This is a genomic window from Muribacter muris, assembly GCF_001038205.1.
Lineage (GTDB): Bacteria > Pseudomonadota > Gammaproteobacteria > Enterobacterales > Pasteurellaceae > Muribacter > Muribacter muris.
On the sequence record NZ_JWIZ01000049.1, the window covers coordinates 1 to 15,263 of the forward strand.

The following is a 15,263-nucleotide window of genomic DNA, read 5'->3' on the forward strand; positions in this document are numbered from 1 at the left end:
CAAAAAAGAACGACGCACCGCATAATCTAACTTCTTCACAACAGTGCGTCGTTGTGTTGCGTGCATTATAGAGAAATCCAAAATCAATGCAAGCGGTTTTTGAGAAAAATTTCAAAAAAATACGCATTTGATGAAAATAAATGCACCAAGCTGAATTTTCCAACAAAAAACGTCATTTTCGTCATCAATTTAGGTGTTAATACCCCTGTGCTGCAAAATTTGGTAAAAATTTCACGCAATCTAACCGCTTGACAATCGTTTCAATCGAGCCGTCCGGCATTAAATTCAGCTCCCGCCAGCCTTGTGGTACGGCATCTAAGGTAAATGTATCGCAATTCGGTTTGAATTGAATGCAAGTCGAAGGGGTCGCAAGCACGCGGTAGCCGTGCCACTGTGCATCAACTTCTTGGTGAATATGCCCGTGTAAAATCGCTTTTACATTCTGAAAAGGCGCTAATACGGTGGCGAGTTCGTCCGCATTCGCAAGACTATGTTGATCCAGCCACGCTGATTGGGTCGGCAAAATATTATGGTGTAACACCACCAGACTATAACGGTTCGGATAAGCGGTCAGTTTTGCGGTTAAAAATGCCAGTTGATCCTGTGCCAGTTCCCCTTTCGGTAGCCCGTGAATTTGGCTGTTCAACAAAATAATCTGCCACTTATCCCCCGCTAAGATATGCTTTGCCATTTGCATTTGGGCATACATTGCCAGTGCATTGCGCATTTGCGGTTGAATATCGTGATTACCCTCCACCCAAAAAATCGGTTTTTGTAGCGGTTTCACCATTTTGGCGAAGCGATGATATGCCTCTCGATTATGATCTTGCACCAAATCACCGGTCGCGAGGACAAAATCATAATCGAAAGCCGTTTGTTGAATGGCATCAAGCACGGCTTGAAAACTCTGTGAAGTATTCACACCAATTAGCTGCCCATTGTCCAATGCAAATAGGTGGGGATCGGTAATTTGCAAAATGCGGACAACAGGCGTTGAATAGGGAAAGTGATAAACGCTGTCCATAGGTACTCTAAAACTAAAAATGAAACTGCCGACTAATTTACCGATTTCCTTTCGGTTGTCAGCAAGCAAAATGAAAAAATGCGGACTCTGCCACATTTTTAAGACAAATTTACGTTATTTTCATAACGCAAATTTAAAGATCGTTGAGATAGTGTGCAAAATCTATTGCAACCCGCGCGGCCGAAAGTGCTGCTTTGCTTTCGGCACATTGCTCTACCTCCGCCAATAATGCCACTGCCTCCGCTAAGCTGCAAGCGGTCGGGTAATCGGCATTTTTTGCAAAAAAATCACTTAAATCGCCCGCTTGTTGTGCAAATAATCCCAGTAATAATTGCTGTAAATTTTGCTGGCGTAAACAAGTCGGCACTTGTGAGATGGTCAACCGTGTTTGCCCTTGCCACTGTTTAGGTTGAATAATAAATCCCAACGCCTTTAGATCCGCTTCATACTGCTGCCATTGAGCCGTTTGTGCCTCGTTTAAGCCAATCATCAGCGGAATTAATAATCCCTGTGTGTCGCCTTTTTTAAGTTGGTAACCTAGCTTCAGTTGATGCAATGTGGAAAGGGCGAGCAAATAAAATTGCTCATCTTCTTTCAGCAATAATGCCCGATTTTGCACCACTGCCAGCACCTGCGCATAGCCGGTTTGCGGTATTGTCGAAGAGACAAGTGGGGCGATCGGCGCAACTTTTTGCAAACTCGGCTTTCCTGCCGCTTCAACTGCTTGTTGCACATTTTGAGGCGGATCGTACCGCTTGCGATCATTCTCCGTACGCAACAATTCACCATAATATTTCTGCACGGCTTGTGGGCTTTTCGCTGCCGGCGGTTGAGGGCGTGCCGCCCAATGTTGAGAGGCAACGGGCGGTGAGACGAAAATATTCTGCCCCGATGCCGCACGGTTCGTATCTTTCTGGTAGGTCGGCAGCGGCTCGCCCACTTCCTGCGTGTGTAACGGGAGCGGCGTCTGCCCTTCCAACGCATTCAATACGCCTTGATAGATAAAATCGTGCACCAGTCGCCCTTGATGAAAACGCACTTCGTGTTTAGCCGGGTGGACATTGACATCGACGTGAGCCGGATCAATATCTAAAAACAGCACAAACGCCGGATAATGCTCTTTCGCCAGTTGTTCGCCGTAGGCTTGGCGGATAGCGTGGTTGATGGTTTTATCCCGCATCATCCGCCCGTTGACATAGCTATAATTCACCTCGTTTTGCGGTCGGGCAAGGCTCGGCGCACCAATCCAGCCGTATAAATGCAGGTCATCGTGCTGCCAGTCGATATGGGTGGAGTGTTGAATAAACGCCTCACCGCAAATGGCTGCTACCCGCTTTTGTTGCTGCTCGACACTTTGATTTGCCACGCCCTTGTAATGACGCACTTTTTTATCGTTATGGGTGAGCGTAAAGGTAATATTGGGTTTGGCAAGGGCAATGCGGCGTACCACTTCGTCAATATGGGCAAATTCAGTTTTATCGGTACGCAAAAATTTCCGCCGCGCCGGCGTATTGAAAAAGAGATTTGCCACTTCAATCGTTGTGCCGACAGGGTGAGAGGCAGGCTGAATATCCACTGCCATTTCACGCCCTTGTGCGTATGCCTGCCACGCTTCCGTTTGATACTCGGGGCGAGAGGTGAGGGTCAAGCGAGACACCGAGCTGATACTCGCCAAGGCTTCGCCCCGAAAGCCCAAACTTAAGATGGTTTCCAAATCTTCAAGGGTAGCGATTTTGCTGGTGGCGTGGCGGGCGAGGGCGAGTTCTAAATCTTGTTTGCCGATCCCGCAGCCGTTGTCCCGAATCCGGATCAGTTGCGAACCGCCCTTTTCTATGTCGATCTGAATGTGTGTCGCACCGGCATCCAAACTGTTTTCCACCAACTCTTTCACCACGGAAGCGGGGCGTTCCACCACCTCACCGGCTGCAATTTGGTTGGCAAGTTGAGGGGGTAAAATTTGAATTAGGGGTTTAGGTTGGCTCATTACATTCTCTCGACACATCAGGAAATGACGTACTTTACCATTTTATTCGCCAAGATGTGATAAACTCTTGTTTATTTTTATTGAGAGATAACCGATGAAGATGATTGATCTTGCCAAGCAGGCAAAACAAGCAGGCTTTGCGTTAGCACAGTATGGAAACGCCCAAAAAAATCGGGCATTGTTAGCGATTGCCGACAGTTTGGCAGCTCGCAGTGCAGACATTTTAGCGGCAAATCAGCAGGATATTGACTATGCGAAATCACAAAACATTTCTACGGCGTTAATTGACCGCTTGTTACTGACCGAAGAACGCCTTCAAGGGATTGCCAACGATGTGCGGAATGTGGCGACATTAGCCGATCCGGTCGGGCAAATTATAGACGGCGGCGTATTAGATAGCGGTTTACGCATTTCCCGCCAGCGTGTGCCGTTAGGGGTGATTTTAGCCATTTATGAGGCACGCCCGAATGTAACGATTGATGTCGCCTCTCTCTGTTTAAAAACCGGCAATGCGGTGATTTTGCGTGGCGGCAAGGAAACGAAATTCACTAATGCGATCTTGGTTGAAGTGATCCAAGATGCCTTGGTGAAAGCCGGTTTACCGCCGTTAGCGGTGCAAGCCGTAACCGATCCCGATCGTGCCTTATTGCTGGAATTACTTAAAATGGATCACTATATTGATATGGCTATTCCTCGTGGCGGGGCGGGCTTGCAGCAATTCTGCAAAGAAAATGCCACCATTCCGGTGATTGTCGGCGGCATTGGCGTGTGCCATTTATATGTGGAAGCGAGCGCCGATCAAGCCAAAGCACTGTCGGTGATCGCTAATGCCAAAACCCAGCGCCCAAGCACTTGCAACACCCTTGAAACCTTGTTGGTCGATCGCCGGATTGCCGATCAGTTTTTACCGAAATTAGCCGCCCATTTGGGGCATTTAAACGTTACCCTGCACAGCGATGATTTCCCGTCTGATTTGCAAAAAACGATGTCGATTCAACCGCTTGTGAGCGAGCGTTTAAGCCAAGAATGGCTGTCGTTGGATCTCAACGTGGTAGTAGTGGACGGCATTGAGCAAGCCATTGAGCATATCCGCACCTACGGCAGCCGGCACTCTGAAGGGATTTTAACCGCCGATCACGCCCTCGCCCGCCAATTTGTGCAACAAGTCGATGCCGCCGCCGTTTACATTAACGCCAGCACCCGCTTTACAGACGGCGCACAGTTCGGTTTAGGGGCAGAAGTGGCGGTCAGCACCCAAAAATTACACGCCCGCGGCCCAATGGGGCTGGAAGCACTCACCACTTACAAATGGGTGTGCGAAGGGGATTATTTAGCAAGGGGCTAGAATGGGAAATCCGATATTTTGTATCCGCCTGTTTATTTTTCGGTTTTTGGAAAACAAAATTCCGGTGTCAGCCGGCTACCTCACTTATAGCACCTTGCTTGCGGTGGTGCCGCTGATTATGGTGATCTTTTCGGTGTTTACCTTTTTCCCGATATTTGAACAGGCGACCGAGCAGTTACAACACTTTGTGTACAGCAATTTTGCCCCTAGCGCGGGAGATGTTGTACAGGAATACCTGAATTTATTTGTGGAAAATTCCAAAAAAATGGGGTTCATCAGCATTATCGGCTTAGTTGTGGTTGCCGTATTACTGATTTCCAGCATTGACACTGCCCTCAACGAAATTTGGCACAATAGCCAAAAGCGATCGTTAGTGCTGTCCTTTGCAATTTATTTGGCGGTGCTGATTTTCGGGCCAATCTTAGCCGGTGCAAGTCTGGCGGTCAGCTCCTATATCTTTTCCCTATCGCTGTTTAGCCCTGACGGGCTGTTTTCGTTCAGCCAATCGCTATTAACCTTTGTCCCGTTTTTGCTGATTTGGCTACTGTTTAGTTTGGTTTATCTGATTGTGCCGAACACGAAAGTGAAGTTCAGCCACGCCGCCATCGGCGCACTCTTTGCCGCGACCTTTTTCACGCTGGGAAAACAGGGGTTTGTGTGGTATATCACCACATTCCCGTCCTACCAAGCGATTTACGGGGCGTTGGCAACCATTCCGATTATGATCGTCTGGATTCATTTAAGCTGGCAGGTGGTGCTACTCGGCGGGCAACTTGCCTCGGTGTTAAAAGATCTGGAAATGATCCGCCTTGGCACGCTAGCTAACCCATTACTACAAAAGGAGACGAAATGATTGCCTTGATTCAACGTGTAAATTGGGCAAAAGTCGAGGTCGATCACCAAACGATCGGCGAAATCGGCAAAGGCTTGTTGATTTTATTGGGGGTAGAACAGGGGGACGATACCGCCAAAGCCGATCGCTTGCTTGAAAAAGTATTGCATTACCGTCTGTTCAGCGATGCACAGGGTAAAATGAACTTAAACGTGCAGCAAGCCGGGGGCAGTTTGTTGGTTGTGTCGCAATTCACCCTTGCCGCCGATACGCAAAAAGGCTTGCGTCCTAGCTTTTCCAAAGGGGCAAATCCGGCGGATGCCGAACGTTTATACGACTATTTCCACCGCCAAGCTGCCGAGCGGATTACCACCCAAACGGGGCAGTTTGCGGCGGATATGCAAGTCAGCCTGCAAAATGACGGGCCGGTTACCTTTTGGTTGCAGGTTTAGCCGTAGGTCGTTTGATGATGCTCACGCTATTCCAACAGCAACTCGCCCGTTGCTTCCCGCAGCACACGGATTTTTTGATCGGCTTGAGCGGCGGCGTGGACTCCGTGGCATTGTTGCATCTGTTTGTACAAGCCCGATCACAGCGAAACTTAACGCTGAGAGCGGTACATATTCATCACGGTTTAAGCCCGAATGCCGATGCTTGGGCGGCATTCTGCCGCCAGCTTTGCACCCAATGGAGCGTACCGTGCGAAGTACGAAAAGTTCAGGTCGGCGGCACACAGGGGCTGGAAGGAAACGCCCGCCACGCCCGTTATCAAGCCGTTGCCGATCTCATCAGTGCAGCGGAAATCTTTGCCACCGCCCATCACTTAGACGATCAGGCAGAAACCTTTTTTCTTGCCCTGAAAAGAGGGAGCGGAGTGAAAGGGTTAAGCGCAATGCAAGCGGTCAGTTATCGGCAAAATTTTACCCTTTTCCGACCGCTGCTTAACGCCTCAAAAGCCGATCTGCTCGCCTATGCCGTTCAACATAACTTAGATTGGGTGGACGATGAAAGCAACACTGACACGGATTTTGACCGCAATTTCTTACGCCAAAATGTGTTACCGCTGCTCAACGCCCGCTGGGCGCATTTTAATCAAATGGTCGCCCGCTCCAGCCAACATTGCCAAGAGCAGCAACAGTTACTGGAAGAATTGCTCCGCCCTGAATTTGAGCAATGTTTTGAGCAGGCAGACGGCTCGTTGGATATTCACCGCTTCCCCACGTTTTCAACGCTCAAGCAGCGGCAGTTGATCCGATTATGGCTGGCACGATGCGGCGAGCCAATGCCGACCTTTGAGCAGTTAAACGCTGTCCTTAGCCAAATGATTGCAGCACCGGCAGATAGACAACCGCAAGTGCAACTGGGCAAAAAACAGATCCGCCGTTACCAACAACGCCTCTATATCGTCAAGCCTTTGCCGGCCATTGCCCCGACAGCATATCCGCTCCCTCCGATGATTGAGGGGCTGCGATTAGCCGATCATTGCATTGACATTCGCCGTCAGGGGATTGAGTTGATTTGTCAATTTTCTCACCAAACTCACCGCTTGTTATTACCGCAGGCATTGGGTAATGAAACGCTCACTCTTTGCTTTGGCGTAACCGGAAAAGTCGCGGTGTACGGCAAAACCCAACGCGAACAGATGAAGAAAATTTATCAGCAATATCATATTCCACCGTGGCAACGCCCTCATACGCCGGTGATATGTTGGCAAGGGCAGTTTGTCGGGTTAATCACAATTTCACATCAAGGCTAACGCATTTAGCTAAAGAAAATTGTCAATACTGACAAAAAGAGAGGGTTTATTTCAAAAATATCTTTATAATACGCCCGTCCAACAAGATTAATGCTTATGGAACGGTATGAAGTTATTAAAAGGAGACAACAGTATGTCAAATTGGTCTGAAGGTTATACGAGTGATATTAACTACACTTTTGGTTATTACTCCGAATTAAACCCCAACAATATGATTATTCCGCTTTTAATGGCGGGATTTAAGGCACCGGAAATGTTAAATGCCTGCGAACTCGGGTTCGGGCAAGGCATTTCACTCAATATTCACGCCACCGGCGGGCAAGCCAAATGGTACGCAACGGATTTCAATCCTTCACACGCCAATTTTGCGCAACAGCTTTCTCAAATCGCCAATAACGGAGCATTAATTGCCGATCAAGGCTTTAAGGAATTTTGCCAACGTGATGATCTGCCGGAATTTGATTTTATCGGGCTGCACGGTATTTGGTCGTGGATTTCCGATGAAAACCGTCAAATTATTGTCGATTTCCTGCAACGAAAACTCAAAGTGGGTGGTGTGTTATATATCAGCTATAACACCTTACCGGGTTGGTCTGCGCCTTCGCCGTTACGCCATTTATTATCGCAATATCACAGTACAATGACCTCGGCATCAAGTGATTACCGACAAAATATTCAACAAAGTATCGATTTTGTCGAGAAAATCTTCCAACAAAGCCCACAACTCATCGAAAGCTCTCCCCATTTACTCCCACGTCTTCAAGGCTTAAAAGAAAAAGAACCAAATTATATTGTCCACGAATATCTCAATCAGGACTGGCAGCCGATGTATTTCTCGGATATACAAAAATGGTTGGAGCAAGCCAAACTGTCCTTTGCCTGCTCATCCAATTATTTGGATGACTTTGATATGTGCCTCTATTCCAGCGAACAGCAACAATTAATGAGCAGCTTTAACCATACCAATTTTGCCCAAACGGTCAAAGATTTCATTGTGAATAAACAGTTTAGACGGGACTTTTGGATAAAAGGCGGTGTGAAGCTAAACGGGTATCAGAAACGTCAAGCGTGGCGTAAGTTAGATGTTCTCTTGCTCACATCTCGTCATAATATTGAAATGAAAGCCTCCGCTCATCTTACTATCGACTTAAATGCCGATCTATTCAATCCGATACTGGACAAACTGCAAGATCATAAAGTGCATAATGTCGGCAAATTAGCCGATAGCCTCAAAAAACGGCTCAGCGAATACGATGTTTTCGCCGCCCTTGCCGTATTAAGTGGTAAAGGGCATTTATCCGCAGTGCAATCTAACGCACAAATTAAAGCCGCTCGCCCTCGTTGCGATGCCTTTAACCGTTACATTTTAGAGCAATCCCGCTCACCGGAATTTACCGTAGATTACTTGGTTAGCCCGGTTATCGGCGCCGCATACCGAATTAAGCTGCTCGATCGCTGGTTCTTACTCGCCTATATTGAGCAAGTGCCGCAAGAAAATTGGGTTACATTTGTGTTTAATTTGCTAAAAGAAAGTAACGCGACCTTAAATAAAAATGATCAGCCACTACACAATGATGAAGATATCACCACCTATTTAACCGAGATCTATGACAACTTCTGCCAAAATCATCTGCCAATGCTTAAACACCTCGGCATCATCTAGTTAAAGTAGCGTTACCTATCCATTCAACACAAAAGGGCATTTTAAAATGCCCTTTTTGATGAAACAAGCGGTCGGTTTCCCCAGATAATTTGCAACATCACGCTAACGCCATTGCCAACAAGGTGATCGGGTGTAAACAGGTGAGATCGGTGGACATATCAATCTGCCATTTGCAGGTTTCGCACTCGGAAATGACATAATCAAAGCCGCCATTGTTGATATGTTGGAATAACGGGTTACCAATCGCTTGCGAAGTGGCGTAATTCTCCGCTTTAAAGCCGTAAGTACCGGCAATGCCGCAGCATTGAGACGGTAGCATCACAATCTCTAATTCGGGAATCTGTCTTAGCACCTCAAGGGTATAAGGTGCCCAACCGGCTTTTTCAACGTGGCAAGCGGTATGGTATGCTACCTTCAACGGCAACGGTTTTGCCGGCAAAGTTCTGCCCTCTCGCAACAGTTGATATAAATAACGGGTTACAATATGAATATGCGGACGGACTTTGGCGTTGTCCATACCAAGAACGTGATGATATTCGTCCCGCAAATTCATTGTACAACTGGACGACGTGCCAACGACCTCTAATTCACGCACTCCTACTATTTTCTCCAGCTCGGCAAGGTTAAATGTCGCCTGTTTCTTCGCTTTTTCAGGAAAACCATTCACGGATAACGGCAAACCGCAACATTTCTCTTTCTCCAGCAGTACCACGCCAATATCCAGTGCATTAAACACATCAATCAGCTCTTTGCCCAACTGCGGATTATTGTAATTAACATAACAGCCGTGATAATAGGCGACTTTTTCACGATACAAAGCTTGGCGCTCCGCCGCTTTTTTCAGATACCACTGGCGGAATGAACCAAACGCATATTTCGGCAAAGTACGCTGACGGCTGACATTCAACGTCTTCTCCAATAAAAAACGGGTCGCTTTTAAACCGGTGATCCGATTGACGATCGGGGCAAGAGGCGTATTCATTTTGCCCATCAAATCCGTATTACTCAAAATCGCATCACGCAGCTTGTGAGCAAGCGGTTTGTTTTGCCGATCTAAATGCGAATTTCTGGCTCGCACGATAATATCGCCGATTTTGACATCGGACGGGCAGGCAATCTCACAACGTTTACAGTTAGTACAATATTTTAACGCTTCGTCATAAAGCTCCGCACTTTTTAGGCGTAATCGCTCACCGTCCGGCCCCGCTTGCTTCGGCCCCGGATACATCGGATTTTGCCGAGACACCGGACAAACAGCAGTACAAGCCGTACATTTAATGCAACTTTCAAAACTGCTATCAATGCCCTGATGCACCACTCTCGGCAGGCTGTTTTGCTTGGCACTTTCAATTAACGCAGCAATATTCATCTCTTTTTCCCACAAATATGTTAAATGTTAATTTTCGTCTTCCAATAGGCTTGCGTTTTCATCGCCTTTCTTACAATAAAAGATTGTCCTTTACGAACTTTCAAGCAATCCCCCTAATCCCCCAAAAAACATCTTCCCTCTTTTGTAAAGAGGGGCTAGGGGAGATTAGTAAAAATCCGCCCTACCGCTACTAATCCTATTACCTATCAAAGATTAGCTCTTTCGAGCTTCCAAGCGACCATTCCCCTCAAAACAGCTCCCCTCTTTTGTAAAGAGGGGCTGGGGGAGATTAGCAAACTCTGCCCTACCACTACCAACCGAATTACCCATAACGCGTAACCTCTACGAGCTTCTAACCAACCACTACTCGTAAACCACTCCCCTCTTTTGCAAAGAGGGACTGGGGAGATTAGCCCGCCAAAATCTGCTCTGCTGCCGTTAATGCAGTAACCACTGCCACGCCCGATCCGCAGCCGAGTTCAATGCCGTGGTAGCCGCCAATAACGTTACCCGCCGCATAAAGATTAGCCATAAATTGACCGTCTTTGCGGACTTGGCACTGTGCATTGATCGCCACGCCTGCGGCCTGGTAAGGTTGGGCGGCGGCAAATCGATTTGCCGTCCACGACAAGCGGTCAGTTGGCACAAAGTTTTCACAACCGATAATATCGGCACGGAAAAGCGGCTCGACAATTTGCTCAAATTCGGCGATCAAGCCGTTACTGAAAAAACTGCCCGTTGCCAACACAAAATGACGGGCGGAAATCGCATTTTCTTGATGTAACTGCGTGTGAATTTTCGCCACTTTTTGCTGTTCAAACACCGCCCGTAATGCGCGGTCGCCATTTATTGATAGCCCGCCCAACTGTTCAAATCGTTGGCGAAGCTGATGATGTTGGCGGATACCAAGCAGCGAAGGCGGCAAGGTCGGCAGTTCAAACATTGCCGGCCCAACCGCCGCTTTTAGCTGATCGAAAAAGCGTTGATCGTCCAGCCCAAAACACGCCGGCAGGAAAATCGCTTCGGCATTTTTCGCCGCACTTTTAATCTCCGCTACCAAATCATCAAACGCCAATTTATGCGCAAGCAGTTGAGCGATATTAACACTACGAAATTCCCGTGCGTTATCCCGCAGATGATCCAGCTCCGGAATATTCAGAAAACCGGTGATCAGCTCGCAATGCTTAAACGCCGTATTTTTCACTAAATTTGCCGCCAATAATTGTGGCTGAAAATCGTGATACCCCTCAATCCCCAGTACTGCAATCCGTTGAAACGGAAACGGCTCGCTTAATGCCAATGTCGGCACACTGTTTGGTGATAGCCAGCTTGCCCGCAGTGAGCCGAGCGGCGTTACCCTAAAATGATTTTGTGTGTGCGAGCCGACCAAATCGAGTTTAATCTCCGCGGCTAACCGCTCAAATTGTTGTGCTTTTGCCAGCACCTGCTGTTTGCCGAGAATGCAGTAGGGGTGTTCGGGTTGCTCGGTGGCAAGCGCCTCATAACTTTTGCAAAAATCTTCGACTAACCGACCGCTTGGTAAACGACTAAGCAGATCCAGTGAGCCGGAGGAAAAATCAATCGCCGCCTGTCCATTGTTGATAATGGCGCAACGTTTGCCCGCTTGTTGTAGCACGATGCCGCAAGTCAATCCGGCTAAGCCGCCACCGATAATCACTACATCAAAATTCATTGTCGTCCGTCCCCTTCTGTACTGTCGGCGCACCTTGCTCCACATCATTTAAGCCGAGTAAACTGTAATAGATCCAGCGGGTGAAATCTGCTTCCCGTAACGCATCGCCCCACGCAATCGGTTCGATCCCCCGCCAACGCTCTTCCATAAAGGCGGCAAGTTGGGTGGTCGATTGCTGCGGGCTGGCAACGTCAAAGCGGGTCATCAAACCGGCGGCACGGCAGGCACACAATTCCGCTTGGCACGTTCCCATTCCGACACGGGTACGGCGGCGTAAATCGACCAAATTATTCACGCTCAACTCTTCCACCGCATAACGCACCTCACCGGCGGTAACCGCTTCACATTCACACACAAGCGAACGGTCGAGTCGTGCGGTGTCGAGCAGCCTTGCCGCCCGTGAACCGTGCCGATATACCGCCGAATAGCGAATAGGACTTGGCAGGGAAATTACTTTGCGGTTGGTCTCTGCCCGACTTTCGTTTGAACCCGGTAGTGCCTTTTCAGCCGTGGTACAGCGGTCGGTTCGGTGCAATTTTTTGCAAACCAGATCCGTTGCCCACTCCGCCATTAAACGATAGGTCATCAATTTACCGCCGGTAATAGTGATAAAGCCGTCTAAGCCGTCCCGCTCGGCGTGGTCGAGGAGTACAATGCCTCGGCTGACATTCCGCCCTGACGGATCATTATCTGCCGCCACCAACGGGCGAACCCCCGCATACGCCCGCAGTACACGGGTATGACGCAAGCTCGGCGCTAATTTTTCGCCCTCACGGAACAGAATATCCACTTCTTCGGCGGTAATCTGCATATTATCGATCTGATCGTACGGGATACGGCTGGAGGTTGTGCCGATCACCGAAATGGTATCCCCCGGCACTAAAATATCGGCATCGGCGGGCTTACGGCAGCGGTTGATCACCAGATTATTGATCCGATGCCCCATAATCAGCAATGCTCCCTTCGCCGGAAACATTTTGATGCTTAAATCCGCATACTCGGCAATGCCCTGCCCCCAAATGCCACCGGCATTCACCACCACAGGCGCGAAAAATTGGCGTTGGCATTGGTTTTTATGATCGAAAACCTGCGTGCCGATCACCCGCCCACCTTCACGGATTAAGCCTTTGACCTCGCAATAGGTGAACACTTTCGCACCGTGCTCGGTGGCATCTAACATATTCGCGGCGGTAAGGCGGAACGGGTCAATCGAGCCGTCCGGCACAACAACCGCCCCCACTAATGCCGGATTGACCGACGGCTCAAGCCGCCGGGCTAAGTCAGGCTCAATCGCTACCGCCTCAATGCCGGATTGCTCGCAGGCGTGCAGAAAAGTTTTCTGAAAAGCCAAATCGTCTTCGGGAAGTGTGATAAACAGCCCTTTCGTATCTTCAATGCAATGGCGGGCAATGCGTTTGAGGATCAGGTTTTCTTCAATACATTCACGTGCGGATTCTTGATCGTTCACCGCATAACGTGCGCCACTGTGCAACAAGCCGTGGTTACGCCCCGTTGCCCCCGTGGCAATATCCCGCCGCTCCAATAACACACAGGATAGCCCCCGCAATGCACAATCTCGGGCAATACCTGCGCCCGTTGCACCGCCGCCAATGATAATCACATCGCTGGTAATCGGCGAGAAATCCGCCGCATTTTGATACAGTTGAGCTGCGATCCGCATTGATGCTCTCCCACAATAAAAAATAACCGTTCAAACAAAATCGACTGACATTCTAGTCAAATGAGCGAATATAAACAACAAAATGCGTCAAAATAACCAAATTTTGTGAAGTTGATCACAGATTATTTTCGATTTCACTCATTAAATTTCTGCTTTTTTGTGAGTTCTCTCACAAAATCAAACAAATCCGCTTTCTAATTTTTACGGTTCTTTTATGATATGCACCTCTTATCGAACAGGCATTGCTGTGGGCATAGCGGATTTGCAAAAAAGCGGGCAAAACCGACCGCTTGCTGATGATGTTCGGTCGATTTCAATCATATTTAAGGAGAACCTATGTTTGGCCCATTTAAACCGGCACCGCACATTGCGGCATTGCCGGCGAATAAAATTGATTCTACCTACAAACGCTTGCGTTGGCAGGTGTTTGCAGGCATTTTCTTTGGCTACGCCGCCTACTATTTTGTGCGTGCCAATTTTGACTTAGCCCAAAAAGGCTTAATTGAGGCGGGGCTTTATAACAAAGCGGAACTCGGCGTTATCGGCACGGGTGCCGGTTTAGCTTACGGTTTATCAAAATTTGTGATGGCGGGCATTTCCGATCGCTCCAATCCGAAAGTCTTTTTACCCTTCGGGCTGTTACTCTCCGGTTTATGTATGACGTTAATGGGCTTGATGCCGTGGGCAACCTCAGGCATTGCCGTGATGTTTGTGATGATTTTCTTGAATAACTGGTTTCAAGGAATGGGCTGGCCACCGTGCGGACGCACAATGGTGCATTGGTGGTCAAAATCGGAGCGGGGGACGATCGTCTCTATTTGGAATACGGCGCATAATCTCGGCGGAATGGTGCCAGGTGCAATGGTGTTACTCGCCAGTGCCGTTTATTTCAGCAATCACGGGGTCGAAGCCACCGCTAAAGATGTCTGGCAACAGGCTCTCTATTATCCGGGTATTGCCGCAATGGTTGTCGCCGTGCCGATCTATTTGATAATGAAAGATACACCACAATCTTGCGGCTTACCGGCAATCGAAAAATGGCGTAATGATTATCCGGAAGATTACAACGAAAAGACCTATGAACATTCGCTCAGCACCAAAGACATTTTCATTACTTATGTTTTGAAAAACAAATTGTTATGGTACATCGCTATTGCCAATGTGTTTGTCTATTTAATTCGCTATGGTGTCTTAAAATGGTCGCCGGTTTATTTGGGCGAAGTGAAACACTTCAACATCAAAGGGACAGCGTGGGCATATACCATTTATGAACTGGCGGCAATTCCGGGGACGTTACTGTGCGGCTGGGTATCCGATAAATTATTCAAAGGTAAACGGGGTTTAACCGGCTTTATTTTTATGATTTTAACCACAGCAGCCGTAGTGGCATTATGGTTAAATCCGGCAACACCGGAGGCAGAGCTGGCGCAGTATGCCGGACACGCTTGGTATGAAAACCCGTATCAACTGACGGACTTTATTTTAATGACGACCATCGGTTTCTTAATTTACGGGCCGGTAATGTTAATCGGCTTGCACGCCCTTGAGCTTGCCCCGAAAAAAGCAGCGGGGACATCAGCAGGCTTCACCGGCTTATTCGGCTACCTCGGCGGCACGGTATCCGCATCACTGGTAGTCGGCTGGGCAGCGGAATACTACGGCTGGGACGGTGGTTTTTATGTGATGATCACCGGCGGTATCCTTGCGGTCTTGCTAATGTTGATCGTGATGTTGGAAGAAGGTAAGCACAAAGCCAAACTCGGTGAGCATTACGGCAAATAATCTCTTATAAACAGGAAGAACGGAGGTTCTTCCTTTTTTATGCAATATTATGTAGCAGTTGCACAAAGTTGTTTTTTATTCACTTGTAGGGACACACTGCGTGTGTCCGGATTTTAACCTATTGAAATAATTTG

The 15,263-nt window shown here is 48.2% G+C and carries 11 protein-coding genes; 6 read left to right on the plus strand and 5 right to left on the minus strand.

Annotated elements, in window-relative coordinates; genetic code table 11:
• Positions 1 to 196 precede the first annotated feature (196 nt).
• The gene (cpdA, locus tag RO21_RS08050; protein WP_047977285.1) at positions 197 to 1,024 is read right to left on the minus strand and encodes a 3',5'-cyclic-AMP phosphodiesterase; all 828 of its coding nucleotides are present in this window, start codon (positions 1,022 to 1,024) and stop codon (positions 197 to 199) included.
• A gap of 133 nt (positions 1,025 to 1,157) precedes the next feature.
• Positions 1,158 to 3,008 (minus strand): DNA mismatch repair endonuclease MutL, encoded by a 1,851-nt coding sequence (gene mutL / locus RO21_RS08055; protein WP_047977286.1) that lies wholly within the window; start codon positions 3,006 to 3,008, stop codon positions 1,158 to 1,160.
• A 94-nt stretch (positions 3,009 to 3,102) separates the two neighbouring features.
• Here mutL and proA point away from each other — a divergent pair, with 94 nt between their 5' ends.
• From proA to RO21_RS08080, 5 genes are all read left to right on the plus strand, one after another.
• A complete protein-coding gene (gene proA, locus RO21_RS08060; protein ID WP_047977287.1) occupies positions 3,103 to 4,353 on the plus strand; it encodes a glutamate-5-semialdehyde dehydrogenase in 1,251 nt (416 codons plus the stop codon).
• A gap of 1 nt (position 4,354) precedes the next feature.
• A complete protein-coding gene (locus RO21_RS08065; protein ID WP_047977288.1) occupies positions 4,355 to 5,206 on the plus strand; it encodes a virulence factor BrkB family protein in 852 nt (283 codons plus the stop codon).
• On the plus strand, positions 5,203 to 5,637 hold the full coding sequence (gene dtd / locus RO21_RS08070) for a D-aminoacyl-tRNA deacylase (protein WP_047977289.1): 435 nt from the start codon (positions 5,203 to 5,205) through the stop codon (positions 5,635 to 5,637). The genes RO21_RS08065 and dtd overlap by 4 nt, the downstream gene beginning before the upstream one ends.
• A gap of 14 nt (positions 5,638 to 5,651) precedes the next feature.
• Positions 5,652 to 6,941 carry a tRNA lysidine(34) synthetase TilS gene (gene tilS / locus RO21_RS08075; RefSeq protein WP_047977290.1) on the plus strand — a complete coding sequence of 430 codons (1,290 nt, stop codon included), beginning with the start codon at positions 5,652 to 5,654 and terminating at the stop codon, positions 6,939 to 6,941.
• 133 nt (positions 6,942 to 7,074) lie between these two features.
• On the plus strand, positions 7,075 to 8,604 hold the full coding sequence (locus RO21_RS08080) for a methyltransferase regulatory domain-containing protein (RefSeq protein ID WP_047977291.1): 1,530 nt from the start codon (positions 7,075 to 7,077) through the stop codon (positions 8,602 to 8,604).
• A 97-nt stretch (positions 8,605 to 8,701) separates the two neighbouring features.
• On the opposite strand, the gene glpC is transcribed toward RO21_RS08080, so the two are convergent.
• From glpC to glpA, 3 genes are all read right to left on the minus strand, one after another.
• Complete coding sequence (gene glpC / locus RO21_RS08085) at positions 8,702 to 9,973, minus strand: anaerobic glycerol-3-phosphate dehydrogenase subunit GlpC (protein WP_047977292.1); 1,272 nt, start codon at positions 9,971 to 9,973, stop codon at positions 8,702 to 8,704.
• A 409-nt stretch (positions 9,974 to 10,382) separates the two neighbouring features.
• On the minus strand, positions 10,383 to 11,666 hold the full coding sequence (gene glpB, locus RO21_RS08090) for a glycerol-3-phosphate dehydrogenase subunit GlpB (RefSeq protein WP_047977293.1): 1,284 nt from the start codon (positions 11,664 to 11,666) through the stop codon (positions 10,383 to 10,385).
• Positions 11,656 to 13,347, minus strand: a complete 1,692-nt coding sequence (gene glpA, locus RO21_RS08095; protein WP_047977294.1) for an anaerobic glycerol-3-phosphate dehydrogenase subunit A — start codon at positions 13,345 to 13,347, stop codon at positions 11,656 to 11,658. The genes glpB and glpA overlap by 11 nt, the downstream gene beginning before the upstream one ends.
• Positions 13,348 to 13,683: 336 nt before the next feature.
• On the opposite strand from glpA, the gene glpT reads away from it, so the two are divergent.
• Entirely contained in the window at positions 13,684 to 15,129 is a 1,446-nt protein-coding gene (glpT, locus tag RO21_RS08100; protein WP_047977295.1) for a glycerol-3-phosphate transporter, read from the plus strand.
• Positions 15,130 to 15,263: the final 134 nt, after the last annotated feature.

Bases quoted from the DNA above. Each gene is read 5' to 3' on its own strand.
- cpdA (WP_047977285.1), bottom strand. From the start codon at position 1,024: ATGGACAGCGTTTATCACTTTCCCTATTCAACGCCTGTTGTCCGCATT.
- mutL (WP_047977286.1), bottom strand. From the start codon at position 3,008: ATGAGCCAACCTAAACCCCTAATTCAAATTTTACCCCCTCAACTTGCC.
- proA (WP_047977287.1), top strand. From the start codon at position 3,103: ATGAAGATGATTGATCTTGCCAAGCAGGCAAAACAAGCAGGCTTTGCG.
- RO21_RS08065 (WP_047977288.1), top strand. From the start codon at position 4,355: ATGGGAAATCCGATATTTTGTATCCGCCTGTTTATTTTTCGGTTTTTG.
- dtd (WP_047977289.1), top strand. From the start codon at position 5,203: ATGATTGCCTTGATTCAACGTGTAAATTGGGCAAAAGTCGAGGTCGAT.
- tilS (WP_047977290.1), top strand. From the start codon at position 5,652: ATGATGCTCACGCTATTCCAACAGCAACTCGCCCGTTGCTTCCCGCAG.
- RO21_RS08080 (WP_047977291.1), top strand. From the start codon at position 7,075: ATGTCAAATTGGTCTGAAGGTTATACGAGTGATATTAACTACACTTTT.
- glpC (WP_047977292.1), bottom strand. From the start codon at position 9,973: ATGAATATTGCTGCGTTAATTGAAAGTGCCAAGCAAAACAGCCTGCCG.
- glpB (WP_047977293.1), bottom strand. From the start codon at position 11,666: ATGAATTTTGATGTAGTGATTATCGGTGGCGGCTTAGCCGGATTGACT.
- glpA (WP_047977294.1), bottom strand. From the start codon at position 13,347: ATGCGGATCGCAGCTCAACTGTATCAAAATGCGGCGGATTTCTCGCCG.
- glpT (WP_047977295.1), top strand. From the start codon at position 13,684: ATGTTTGGCCCATTTAAACCGGCACCGCACATTGCGGCATTGCCGGCG.